The 12071-nt window shown below is 72.2% G+C and carries 8 protein-coding genes and 1 pseudogene; 4 read left to right on the plus strand and 5 right to left on the minus strand.

Going from position 1 to position 12071, the window contains the following annotated elements; genetic code table 11:
- Positions 1-233 precede the first annotated feature (233 nt).
- The gene (locus AB0E14_RS03950; protein ID WP_362411502.1) at positions 234-3389 is read left to right on the plus strand and encodes a molecular chaperone Hsp90; all 3156 of its coding nucleotides are present in this window, start codon (positions 234-236) and stop codon (positions 3387-3389) included.
- 46 nt (positions 3390-3435) lie between these two features.
- On the opposite strand, the gene AB0E14_RS03955 is transcribed toward AB0E14_RS03950, so the two are convergent.
- Both AB0E14_RS03955 and tnpA read right to left on the minus strand, forming a co-directional pair.
- Positions 3436-4008: a dihydrofolate reductase family protein gene (locus AB0E14_RS03955; RefSeq protein WP_362411505.1), complete on the minus strand. Its 573-nt coding sequence runs from the start codon at positions 4006-4008 to the stop codon at positions 3436-3438.
- Between the two features lie 709 nt (positions 4009-4717).
- Positions 4718-5134 carry an IS200/IS605 family transposase gene (gene tnpA, locus AB0E14_RS03960; RefSeq protein WP_362411508.1) on the minus strand — a complete coding sequence of 139 codons (417 nt, stop codon included), beginning with the start codon at positions 5132-5134 and terminating at the stop codon, positions 4718-4720.
- A gap of 26 nt (positions 5135-5160) precedes the next feature.
- Here tnpA and AB0E14_RS03965 point away from each other — a divergent pair, with 26 nt between their 5' ends.
- From AB0E14_RS03965 to AB0E14_RS03975, 3 genes are all read left to right on the plus strand, one after another.
- Positions 5161-6315: a transposase gene (locus AB0E14_RS03965; RefSeq protein ID WP_362411511.1), complete on the plus strand. Its 1155-nt coding sequence runs from the start codon at positions 5161-5163 to the stop codon at positions 6313-6315.
- Between the two features lie 133 nt (positions 6316-6448).
- Positions 6449-6781 (plus strand): hypothetical protein, encoded by a 333-nt coding sequence (locus tag AB0E14_RS03970; RefSeq protein ID WP_362411514.1) that lies wholly within the window; start codon positions 6449-6451, stop codon positions 6779-6781.
- A 196-nt stretch (positions 6782-6977) separates the two neighbouring features.
- Positions 6978-8231, plus strand: coding sequence for a glycosyltransferase 87 family protein (locus tag AB0E14_RS03975; protein ID WP_362411866.1), 1254 nt, complete (start codon positions 6978-6980; stop codon positions 8229-8231).
- Here AB0E14_RS03975 and AB0E14_RS03980 read toward each other — a convergent pair.
- The 3 genes and pseudogenes from AB0E14_RS03980 to AB0E14_RS03990 all read right to left on the minus strand — a co-directional run.
- Positions 8133-8969 (minus strand): annotated as a pseudogene (locus AB0E14_RS03980) (hypothetical protein); the annotation flags it as partial. The gene AB0E14_RS03975 and the pseudogene AB0E14_RS03980 overlap by 99 nt on opposite strands.
- A 71-nt stretch (positions 8970-9040) precedes the next feature.
- Positions 9041-11455 carry a cation-translocating P-type ATPase gene (locus tag AB0E14_RS03985; protein ID WP_362411517.1) on the minus strand — a complete coding sequence of 805 codons (2415 nt, stop codon included), beginning with the start codon at positions 11453-11455 and terminating at the stop codon, positions 9041-9043.
- A 256-nt stretch (positions 11456-11711) separates the two neighbouring features.
- Entirely contained in the window at positions 11712-12005 is a 294-nt protein-coding gene (locus AB0E14_RS03990; protein WP_362411520.1) for a DUF2530 domain-containing protein, read from the minus strand.
- Positions 12006-12071: the final 66 nt, after the last annotated feature.

The raw sequence follows: 12071 nt of genomic DNA on the forward strand, positions 1-12071 counted from the left end.
GGGGCGCCGCCGGGGACGCCTCCTCGGGCGCCGCCCAGCGATGCCCCCGCGGGCGCCACTCACTGTCGGCGCCCGTGTGAGACACCGCTCACCTGGGGCGATTACGGACAGCTGGGGTGGGAAGGCGCCATGGCCGAGGGTCATGTCCACGTGGGCGGGCCCACAGGGAGGCGCGGCGCGTCGGCACCCGGGCGCGCGGTACCTTCGGGCCCCGGCATCATCCCGCCCGCAGAGTGGAGTCAGACGTGAGCGTCAGCGTCAGGACGTCGACCGACGGAGCCGACCCCTTCGGCACCGCCCGGCTGCGGAGAGGCGTGCTCGATGCCTGGGGGGCCGGGCCGGCCCGGTTCCGCGAGGACGCCAACGCCGAGGAGGACCTCGCCCTCGGCGGCTACCGCGACCGCCTCGTCGTCGAGCTCGCCCAGAACGCCGCCGACGCCGCCCACCGCGCGGGCGTCACCGGACGGCTGCGGCTCACGCTCCACGACGCGGGCCCCGACGCGCCCGCCGTCCTCGCCGCCGCCAACACCGGCGCCCCGCTCGACGCGACCGGCGTCGAGTCGCTCTCCACCCTCCGCGCCTCCGCCAAGCGGAGCGAGTACGACACCAACGCCGTCGGCCGCTTCGGCGTCGGCTTCGCCGCCGTCCTCGCCGTCTCCGACGAGCCCGCCGTCCTCGGCCGGCACGGCGGCGTCCGCTGGTCCCTCGCCGAGGCCCGCGAACTGGCCGCCGACGTCGCCCGGCACAGCCCCGGCCTCGGGGACGAACTGCGCCGCCGTGACGGCCACGTACCGCTGCTGCGCCTCCCGCTGCCCGCCGAGGGCACCGCCCCCGACGGCTACGACACCGTCGTCGTCCTCCCGCTCCGGGACTCCGCCGCCGTCGGCCTCGCCGCCCGGCTCCTCGCCTCCATCGACGACGCCCTGCTGCTCACCCTCCCCGGTCTCGCCGAGATCGTCGTCGACACCCCGGAGGGCGTCCGGACGCTACGCCGCTCGGAGGCGGACGGCTACGTCCACATCGACGACTCCGCGACCGGCACCCACCGCTGGCGGACCGTCACCCACGGCGGCCCCCTCGACCCCGCGCTCCTGAAGGACCGGCCGGTCGAGGAGCGGCTGCGTCCGCACTGGTCGGTGACCTGGGCCGCGCCCGTGGACGCCGAGGGCGCCCCGCTGTTCCCCCGTACCGCGCCCGTCGTGCACGCCCCCACGCCCACCGACGAGCCCCTCGGGCTGCCCGCCCTCCTCATCGCCTCCCTCCCGCTCGACACCGCCAGGCGCCACCCGGCCCCCGGCCCGCTCACCGACTTCCTGGTCGGGCGCGCCGCCGAGGCGTACGCCGAACTCCTCGCCGACTGGCAGCCGGTGGCGACCGCCACCATCGACCTCGTGCCCGGCCCGCTCGGCAAGGGCACCCTCGACGGGGCGCTGCGCGAGGCGATCCTCCAGCGGCTGCCGCGCGTCGCGTTCCTGGCGCCCGAGGCGCCCTCGGAGGAGGTGCCCGCGCTGCGGGCGGTCGAGGCGGAGGTGGTGGAGGGCGCCGGACACGAGACCGTCGCCGTCCTCGCGGAGGTCTTCCCGACCCTGCTGCCCGCCGGTCTTGAGCGGCGGGTGGAGCTGCGCACGCTCGGCGTCGGCCGGGTCCCGCTGACCGAGGCGATCGACCGGCTCGCCGGGGTGGACCGGGCGCCGTCGTGGTGGTGGCGTCTGTACGACTCGCTGGCCGGGGTGGACCCCGACCGGCTCACCGGACTGCCCGTCCCCCTGGCCGTCCCCGCCGACGCCCCCGAGGACGCCAGGGTCCGTACGACCATCGGCCCCCGGCACGTCCTGCTGCCCCAGGAGGGCACCTCCGCCGACCTCACCCGCCTCGGCCTCAAGGTCGCCCACCCGGACGCCGCCCACCCTCTCCTGGAGAAGCTGGGCGCGCTCCCGGCCACGCCCCGCGCGGTCCTGACGACGCCCCAGGTGCGGGCGGCGGTCGCCGGTTCGCTCGACGCGGGGGAGATCTGGGACGAGGACGCGGACGCGCCGGACGCCGACGAGCTGGCCGAGACGGTGCTCGCGCTCGTCCGGGACGCGGAGCTCGAACCGGGCGACGAGCCGTGGCTCGGGGCGCTCGCCCTCCCGGACGAGGACGGGGAACTGGCGCCCGCCGGCGAACTGGTCCTGCCCGGCAGCCCCTTCGCCGCCGTGATGCGCGAGGACGAACTCGCCCTCTGTGACGCCGAGCTGGCCGAGCGCTGGGGCGAGCAGCCGCTCGCCGCCTGCGGGGTGCTGGCCGGCTTCGCCCTGGTCCGGGCGACCGACCTGGTCCTCGACCCGGACGAGCTGGAGCCCCGCGACGGGGACTTCGCCGAGCCCGACGACGCCGGGCTGCTGGACGCCGTCGACGTCTGGTGCGAGGACGTCCTCGACCGCCTCGCGGAGACGCCGGTGCCGCCGGTGGCGACCGAGATCGTCGCCGTACGGGATCTGGACCTGGTGGACGACGACGCCTGGCCGCAGGCGCTCGCGCTGCTCGCCCAGCCGCCGCTGCGGGACGCGCTCACCCAGCCCGTACGGGTCCTGATGCCGGACGGCACGACCGAGACCGTGCGGTCGTACACCGCCTGGTGGCTCCGCGACCATCCGGTCCTCGACGGCCGCCGCCCGGCCGGCCTGCGGGCCGCGGGCACTGACCCGCTCCTCATCGGCCTGTACGACTCCGCCGACGCGACCGGCTTCGAGGACGAGCAGGTCCTGCGGGCCCTGGGCGTGCGCACCTCGGTCCCGGCGCTCCTCGACGAGCCGGGCGGCGCCGCCGAGCTGCTCGGCCGTCTGGCGGACCCGGACCGGGAGGTGTCGGGCGCCCAGCTCCACGCCCTGTACACGGCCCTCGCCGACCTGGACCCCGAGCAGGTCACCCTCCCCGACGAGCTGCGCGCGGTCGTGGACGGCGAACTCGTCGTGGTCGACGCGGCCGAGGCCCTGGTCGCCGACGCCCCCGACCTGCTGCCGCTGGCGGGCGGCCTGCCCCTGCTCCCGGTCGCCCCGTCGCGCGCGGCGGAGCTCGCGGAGCTGTTCCAGGTCCGGCGGCTGAGCGAGTCCGTCGAGGCGGAGGTGACGACGGTCGGCGAGGAGCACGAGGTCCCGGCCTCGGTCCACGCCCTCCTCGGCCCGTCGACCCCGGACGCGTACGTCGAGCACGAGGAGCTCCGTGCGGCGGGCGTCGAACTGGACTGGCGCCGCACCCCCGACGGCACGATCCACGCCGCCACCCTGGAGGGCGTCGCCGCGGGCCTCGCCTGGGCGGCGGGCCAGTGGCCCCGCCGCTTCGAGGTGGCGGCCCTCCTGGAGGACCCGTCGAGGACGGCGGAGCTGGCGAGGGACCGGTGGTTCGACTAGGGCCCGTCCGTCGGGTCCGTCAGGCCCGTCAGGCCCGTCGGGCCGTTCAGCGGACGACGTCGAAGATCTGCTTCTGCAGGCCGTTCGCGTAGACCTCGTGCTCGACGAGCTTCAGCTGCTGGGTGTCCTTGTCGGTGGTGCTGAAGAGGCGCTTGCCCGCGCCGAGCAGGAGCGGGAAGACGAGCAGGTGGTAGCGGTCGACGAGGCCGGCGTCCGAGAGGGCCTGGTTGAGGGTCGCGCTGCCGTGGACGATGATCGGGCCGCCCTCGGTCTCCTTCAGGGCGGCGACCTCGTCGAGCGAGCGCAGGATGGTGGTCTCGCTCCAGTTGGTGACGAGGTCGTCGTCGGTGAGGGTGGTGGAGACGACGTACTTCGGCATCACCTTGTAGTCGGCGAACTCCGCCATGTCGGGCCACACTCCGCTGAAGGCCTCGTAGCTGGTCCGGCCGAGGAGGATCGCGGTGGCCTCCTTCTGCTCGTCGCCCTTGATGGCGTACGCCTCGGGGACGAAGTCGATGTCCTTGAACGTCCATCCGGAGTTGCGGTAGCCGGGCTCGCCGCCGGGGCCCTCCACGACACCGTCGAGGGAGATGAAGGCGGAGGTGATCAGGGTGCGCATGGTGGGTTCCTCGGGGTCTGGTGGCTGGCTGTCGTGACGTGTGAACTGGCTGTGCGAACTGTCTGTCTGAATGACTGTCGGCCCGCGCGAAACTCATCGGCGGCCCGCGCTTGACTCTGGATGCCGGACGACTGCATGGTGACACACCATGTGAGACGAAACGTCTCGTTTCGCTCAACTGGGGGCGCGGGTGCGTGGACGAGCACCACGACGCCCGTGTCGAGGACCTCGGTGCGCAGGTGCTTCAGGCGGCCCCGGAAGCGGTCGGTGGCGAGGGTTCCGCCGCCCGCGATCACGGGGGGGCACCCAGAGTTGGATCTCGTCCAGGAGGCCATGTGCCCACAAGGGTCTTGGCGACGGGGCCGAAGCCGTACATGAGGATGTCGCCGCCCGGCCACTCCTTGAGCTCGGCGAGCGCCTCGACGGCCCCGACCCGGGGCAGGACGGTGGTCGGGCCCCACGCGCCCCCGGTCAGGGTGGAGGAGGGTCACCCCAGCATCGAGGCGCGTGAACCGGCCGACAAGAACGGAAGCGAGCGCGCCGTGTTGAGCGTGGCTACACGACGAGGAAGAAGTCCGTTTCCCTGGAGAGCCTCGCGGACACGGTGCTCGTCACCCTCGCCGACGCCCCCGCTACCGAGGCTGATCGCAGTGCTCCCCCGTTTACGGGGGGAGGCGAAGCGATTTTCAGCGCTGCTCTGACCCGCAGGTCACAGCGGACGATTCTGTTGCTCGACGTACTGGCGGACGACCGACAGCGGAGCCCCGCCGACCGAGTCGGCGAAGTACGAGCCGGACCATAGCCGGTGCGCCCGCCAGTAGTGCCGGACCAGCTCCGGATACTCCTGGCGGAGCCTGCGCGAGCTGACGCCCTTGAGGCTGTTGACCAGCGTCGAGATGGCGACCTTCGGCGGGAAGTTCACAAGCAGGTGGACGTGGTTGTTCATGCCGTTGAACTCGACCAGCTCGGTCTCGAAGTCCCCGCAGACGCTTCGCATGATCTCCTCCATGCGCTTCAAGTGGGTGTTGGTGAAGACGTTGTGCCGGTACTTCGTCACGAAAACCAAGTGCGCGTGCATGACGAACGCGCAATGCCTGCCAGTGCAGATGTTCTGACACTCAGCCATAAATCAACTGCAGTACGGTCATTGGTATGCAGCTCAGGTACTCCTTCCGCGTGTACCCGGACGCCCTCCAGCGCACAGCGTTGGCGAAGGCGTTCGGGTGCGCCCGCGTGGTCTGGAACGACGGGCTGCGCCTGCGGCAGGACGCCTACAAGCAGGGCACCGAACGGCCGAAGGCGGCCGAGCTGTCGAAGAGGTTGGTCACCGAGGCGAAGAAGACCGAGGAACGGGCCTGGCTGTCCGAGGTATCGGCCGTGGTCCTCCAGCAGTCCCTTCGGGACCTGGAGACCGCATACGCCAACTTCTTCGCCTCGAAGAACGGCACCCGCAAGGGCACGAAGATCAAGCCGCCGAAGTTCAAGAAGAAGACCAGCCGCCAGGCGATCCGGTTCACCACCAACGCCCGCTTCTCGATCGCCGAGGACGGCCGTCTCCGGCTGCCGAAGATCGGCGACGTCAAGGTCCGCTGGTCCCGGGAACTCCCCTCCGCACCTTCGTCCGTGACCGTGATCAAGGACGCGGCCGGAAGGTACTTCGCGAGCTTCGTGGTGGAGACCGAGGACCATCCGCTGCCGGATCTGGACCTGGACGACGCCGAGACCGGCATCGACCTGGGCCTGTCCACCTACGCGGTCCTGCGCGGCAGGAAGATCACCTCTCCGAGGTTCTTCCGCCGCCAGGCCAAGAAGCTCAAGCGGGCACAGCGCAAGCTGTCCCGCGCCAAGGAGGGATCGAACAACCGGCGCAAGGCCAAACTCGCCGTAGCGAAAGTCCATGCCCGCATCGCCGACCAGCGACGCGACTTCATCGAGCAGGAAACCACCAAGATCACGCGCGAGAGCCAAGCCGTGTACCTGGAGGACCTGAACGTGAAGGGCATGGGCACCGCCAAGGGCAAGCGCGGCAAGTCCGTCCACGACCAGTCCCTCGGCATGTTCGCCCGCACCCTCGAAAACAAATGCGCACGGTACGGGCGCACCTTCGCCAAGGTCTCCCGCTGGTTCCCCAGCACACAACTGTGCTCGGCCTGCGGGTCGATCGAGGGACCGAAGGGACTGGAAGGACTCAAGGTCCGCAACTGGGTGTGCTCCTGCGGAGCCGTCCACGACCGGGACGAGAACGCCGAACTCAACCTCCGCCGTGAAGGACGGCGCATCGTGGCCGAGGGACGCCCGGACACGTAAAACGCCTGCGGAGCCCACGTAAGACCCGGCACGCCGGGCAGCGGACGATGAAACAGGAACCACTACGCACGTGCTGGAAACAGCGGCGGCACGGTGGGAATCTCCCGCCTTGAGGCGGGACGAGCGTCAATGGATGGACCGTCACTTCCCCCGCCGTACCCCGGCAGGCCGCCCCGTCCCGCAGGGGCCCGCGGCGCACTACTGGCCCGAGATCCCCGTGTACGTCGCCGCCGGCGCGGGCGTCAGCGCCGTCGCCGCCCGCGCGGAGCGGTTCCACGCCCGCCCCGGCGTGACCTTCGTCCCGTTACGGGACGCCTCGACCGTCGACTACGGACCGATGTGGCCCACGGCGGGCCGCAACCCGCTGCTCGCCCCCTTCCTGGACGTCCTCGACGAACTCGCGCCGCCGACGGCGGCCACCTGGCCCTGTGGGTGCCCGCCCGACGGGGGACGCGGGCGGGCGTGAGCGGTGCGTCCGTGGAGCCGGGAGCCGCACGGGCCTACATTCCGGGTCCATGACGCAGCAGAAGGCCGGCCTCCTGGACGGCGCGGCGCCCGCCCCGGACGCGAACCCGGCCACCGGATCCGCCCGGTCCCGGGCCCCGCGGCCGTGGCACTCGCGCACCGCGCTCGCGGCGGTCTGGGCGCTGACCCGGATCGTCATGGTGTACCTGCTCGTCCAGGACGACATCGGGGTCAGCAACGTCTCCTCCGAGGTGGAGTTCCTCTACCCCCGCTGGTCGCAGCAGCTCGCGGACGGCTCCTACCCGGTCGGTGACGTCACCTGGCAGTACCCGCCGGGCGCGGGGCTGCTGTTCCTGTCGCCCTCGCTCCTGCCCTTCCTCGACTACTTCGCCGCGTTCCTGGCACTCACGCTCCTCGCCGACGTGGTCGTCGCGGTCGCGCTGGCCCGCCCCGGCCGCGGGCTCGCGGGCGCCTGGCTGTGGACCGCCGGGCTGCCGCTGCTCCTGAACCTTCCGCACGGCCGGTTCGACATCCAGGTGACCGCCCTCGCCGTCCTCGCGCTGCTCGCCGGACGCCGCAGCCCGCGCCTCGGCGGGGCGTTCGCCGCGGTCGGCGCGCTGATCAAGGTGTGGCCGCTGCTCACCCTGATCGGGCTCGAACGGGGCCGTGCGACCAAGGACGCCTGGGTCTCGGCCGCCGCGACCGCCGCGGCCCTCCTGACCGTCCTGGCCCTCGCCTTCCGGCACAGCTTCGACTTCCTGCAGCAGCAGGGCGCCCGGGGCGTCCAGATCGAGTCGCTGGGCGGCACCGTGCTGTCGCTGATGCGGGCGTCGGGGCTGCCCATCTGGGTCGAGACGCGGTACGGCGCCCTGGAGTTCGCCGGCGAGCACGTGGCGAGCGTGGCGCAGCTGTCGCTGATGCTGACGGCGGCGGCCTTCGGCTGGCTGATGCTCTGGCGGGGCCGGGCCTCACGCCGGACGGACGCGACCCCCTTCGACGCGGCGCTCACGGCGGTCCTGCTCTTCACCGTCACCAGCCGCGTGATCAGCCCCCAGTACATGGTCTGGCTCCTGGGCCTGGCCGCCGTCTGCCTCACCTCCCGCCGCACCACGCAGCGCCCGGTGGCCTGCCTCCTGCTCGCCGCGACGGCCATGACGGCGCTCGCCTTCCCGACGTACTACCTGGAGGTCATGCAGGGTTCCGCCCTGGGGAACACGCTGATGGTCCTGCGCAACGGGCTGCTGCTGGTGGCGGCGGTGGTGTCCTGCCGACGACTGTGGACGGCGACGACCGAGCGGGGTACGTCAGCGCCTGCGGCGACCGAAGAGAACCGCGGCGGCGCCCAGGGCGATGACCGAGCCGCCGATGACGGCGAGCGTGGTCGCGCCCGCCGTGCCGGTGTCGGCCAGTTCACCGCCGGCGGGGGCGGGGGTGGGCGCGGGGGTCGGTGACGCCGTGGTGGCCGGGGGAGTCGTCGGCGCGGTGGTGGTCGGCGTGGGCGTCGGTGCAGGCCTCTGCGACGTGGTGGGCGTGGGTGTCGGCGCCGGCGTGGGTGTCTTCGTCGGGGGTGTCGAGGCGTGCGTGATGCGGAAGACGTCGTTGGCATGGGCGTAGCCGCGGCAGTCGACATGCTTGCCCGTGTCCGGGAAGCGGTAGACGTCCGCGAACGCGCCCGAGAGGGCGAACTCCGCGAAGGTGAGGTCGGCGGGGAGTTCGGCGAGTGCCTGGACGCGCAGCTCGTACGTCCGGGTCGTCCCCGCCTCCAGGAGCGCGACCTCGTCGACGTTCGTCGGGCCCGACCCCAGGTCGCGCCAGCTGCCGTCGGCCGCCTTCACCTGCGCCTTCACATAGTCGCGCAGGTCGTACTCGGGGAACTCGACCTGGTTCCACGGGTAGGCGTTCACCCGCACGCCGGGCAGGTCCTCGGCGGAGACGTTGGTCACCGAGCCCTTGACCGGGTGCCAGCCGCTGCCCGCGACAAGGGACTCCGGGATCACGTCGACCTTCGCGGTGAGCGCGTCCTGCTCGTAGTCCCCGAACGCGGTCGAGACGTCCGTGCAGGAGGGCAGCTCGGCCGGGGGCTCCGCCGCGTGGGCGGCGGGGGCGACGAGGAGAAGGGCGGCGGCGGTCGCTGCCACGGTGGCGGCCGGGCGGAGTCTCATCGGGGTTCCCTCCCACAGGCGTCCCATGACACCTGTGGGAGGGAGACCCGGCCGATCTTGGAAAGGTTGTACGTCCCGTCAGCTCCGGTCGGGTCCCGTCAGGCCGGGAACCTGTGGTCCACCCAGCGGAAGGTGAACTCGATGAGCGCCGCGCCCGCCGCCGCGATCGCGACCGCCGTCCACGGCATCGTCACGCCCACCAGCTTCAGGGCGAAGAAGTCCTGGAGCCAGGGCACGACGAGGACGAGGAGGAACGCGCCGCCCATGGTGGCGACCAGGGCGATGCGCCACCAGGTGTAGGGGCGGGCGATGATCGCCAGGACCCACATGGAGACCAGGAAGAGGGTCAGCGTCGCCGCGCTCGTCTCGGCGTCCAGGGCGCCGGGGCCGCTGTAGTACGAGCGGGCCACCAGGTACGTGGCGAAGGTTGCCGCCGCCGCGACGATGCCGCCGGGGATCGCGTACCGCATCACCCGTTTCACGAAGTGCGGCTTCGCGCGCTCCTTGTTGGGGGCGAGCGCGAGGAAGAAGGCCGGGACGCCGATCGTGAGGGTGGACAGCAGCGTCAGGTGCCTCGGCAGGAACGGGTACTCGACCTGGCTGCAGACCACCAGGACGGCGAGGAGGACGGAGTAGACCGTCTTCGTCAGGAAGAGGGTCGCGACCCGGGTGATGTTGCCGATGACCCGGCGGCCCTCCGCGACCACCGAGGGCAGCGTCGCGAAGGAGTTGTTCAACAGGACGATCTGGGCGACCGCGCGCGTCGCCTCCGAGCCCGAGCCCATCGAGACGCCGATGTCGGCGTCCTTGAGCGCGAGCACGTCGTTGACGCCGTCGCCGGTCATGGCCACCGTGTGGCCGTGGGACTGGAGCGCGCCGACCATGTCCCGCTTCTGCTGCGGGGAGACCCGGCCGAAGACGGTGTTGCGGTCGAGTTCGTCGGCCATCGCGGCCTGCTCGGTGGGCAGCCGGCGGGCGTCCACCGTGTGTTCGGCGCCGGGCAGGCCGAGCTTGCCCGCGACCGCCCCGACCGAGACCGCGTTGTCGCCGGAGATGACCTTGGCGGCGACGTTCTGGTCGGCGAAGTAGGCGAGCGTGTCCGCCGCGTCGGGGCGCAGCCGCTGTTCGAGGACGACGAGGGCCGTCGGGTGCGCGTCGGAGGCGACCTCGGGGGAGTCGAGCTCGCGCGCGGTGCGGGCGAGGAGCAGGACGCGGAGCCCCTGCTCGTTGAGGTGGTCGATCTCGTCGAGGGTCGGGTCGCTGGCCTTCAGGAGCACGTCGGGGGCGCCGAGCAGCCAGGTCGAGGAGTCGCCGTTGCCCTCGCTGAAGGCGGCGCCGCTGTACTTGCGGGCGGAGGAGAACGGCAGCGACTCGGTGCAGCGCCACTCCTCCGCGTCCGGGTAGGCGTCGATGATGGCCTGGAGGGAGGCGTTGGGGCGCGGGTCGGACTCGCCGAGGGCGCCGAGGACCTTCCGTACGTACGTCTCGTCGCTGCCGTTCAGCGCGCGCAGTTCGGTGACGTCCATGCCGCCCTCGGTGAGGGTGCCCGTCTTGTCGAGGCAGACGACGTCGACGCGCGCGAGCCCTTCGATGGCCGGCAGTTCCTGCACGAGGCACTGCTTGCGGCCGAGCCGGATCACGCCGATCGCGAAGGCGACGGAGGTGAGGAGGACGAGCCCCTCGGGGATCATCGGCACGATGCCGCCGACGGTCCTGGCCACGGACTCCTTGAAGTCGGTGTCCTTGACGACGAGCTGGCTGATGATGAGGCCGATCGCGGTCGGGACCATCATCCACGTCACGTACTTGAGGATCGTGGAGATGCCGGAGCGCAGCTCGGAGTGGACGAGGGTGAAGCGGGAGGCCTCCTCGGCGAGCTGGGCGGCGTACGCCTCGCGCCCGACCTTGGTGGCGGTGAACGCGCCGCCGCCCGCGACCACGAAGGAGCCCGACATCATCGTGTCGCCGGGCTTCTTCACCACCGGGTCGGCCTCGCCGGTGAGCAGCGACTCGTCGACCTCCAGGTTGTCGACCTCGGCCACCTCGCCGTCGACGACGACCTTGTCGCCGGGGCCGAGCTCGATGAGGTCGCCGAGGACGATCTCGGAGGTGGAGACCTCGGTGGCGGCTCCGTCGCGGCGGACGGTGGGTTTGGCCTCGCCGATGACGGCGAGGCCGTCGAGGGTCTTCTTGGCGCGCAGTTCCTGGATGATGCCGATGCCGGTGTTGGCGATGATCACGAAGCCGAAGAGGCTGTCCTGGATCGGTGCGACGAAGAGCATGATCACCCAGAGCACGCCGATGATCGCGTTGAAGCGGGTGAAGACGTTGCCGCGGACGATGTCGACGGTGGAGCGCGAGCTGCGGACGGGGACGTCGTTGACCTCGCCGCGCGCGACGCGTTCGGCGACTTCGGCGGAGGTCAGTCCGGCGGCCCGGTGGACGACGGGGACGGGTGGTTCGTCCGCGGTGTGCTCGCCGCCGCCGGTGTCGATCTTCGCCCGCTGAGTCATGGTTCCGACGGTACGACCGGAAGCGAGCGTTCACCTGCCGGGCAGGGTGAACATCAGACCGCGGGAGGACCGAAATCGTCCCGGGGTACTACGGCCGGGTCCCCGGGCTTCGTGGTCGGGCCGCCGGGCTCCGTGGCCGGGTCCCCGGGCTTCGTGGTCGGGCCGCCGGGCTCCGTGGCCGGGTCCCCGGGCTTCGTGGTCGGGCCGCCGGGCTCCGTGGCCGGCTCCCCGGGCTTCGTGGTCGGGCCGCCGGGTCCTACGGCTGGGACGGCTCCGCGTCGGTCGACTCCGGGTCCGCCGCCTTCGCCGCCTCCGCGCGCTTGATCGCCGCGTCCCGCTTCCGTACGTACCAGATGCCGATCAGCCCGAGGCCGCCACCGGCCAGGCACGTCCAGACCCACCAGGTCAGGTCCCGGTCGTCGAACCAGCCGTAGAAGGGGACCTGGACGAGGAAGAGCACGAACCAGAGGATCGTGCCGCCCGTGATGGTGCCGACGACCGGCCCCTCCAGGGGCTCGGGCGCCTCGTGCTTGGGGGTCCACTTCGCCATGCGGTCAGTCTAGGCGCCGATTCCGAGGGTCTACGCGCGGAGATGGACGCTCGCTCGTTCATGTGT

Origin of the sequence: Streptomyces sp. NPDC047981, from assembly GCF_040653315.1 — a bacterium.
Taxonomy (GTDB): Bacteria; Actinomycetota; Actinomycetes; order Streptomycetales; family Streptomycetaceae; genus Streptomyces.

Coding starts and splice junctions, on each gene's coding strand:
- AB0E14_RS03955 (WP_362411505.1), bottom strand. CDS start 4,008: ATGCGCACCCTGATCACCTCCGCCTTCATCTCCCTCGACGGTGTCGTG.
- tnpA (WP_362411508.1), bottom strand. CDS start 5,134: ATGGCTGAGTGTCAGAACATCTGCACTGGCAGGCATTGCGCGTTCGTC.
- AB0E14_RS03965 (WP_362411511.1), top strand. CDS start 5,161: ATGCAGCTCAGGTACTCCTTCCGCGTGTACCCGGACGCCCTCCAGCGC.
- AB0E14_RS03970 (WP_362411514.1), top strand. CDS start 6,449: ATGGACCGTCACTTCCCCCGCCGTACCCCGGCAGGCCGCCCCGTCCCG.
- AB0E14_RS03975 (WP_362411866.1), top strand. CDS start 6,978: ATGGTGTACCTGCTCGTCCAGGACGACATCGGGGTCAGCAACGTCTCC.
- AB0E14_RS03985 (WP_362411517.1), bottom strand. CDS start 11,455: ATGACTCAGCGGGCGAAGATCGACACCGGCGGCGGCGAGCACACCGCG.
- AB0E14_RS03990 (WP_362411520.1), bottom strand. CDS start 12,005: ATGGCGAAGTGGACCCCCAAGCACGAGGCGCCCGAGCCCCTGGAGGGG.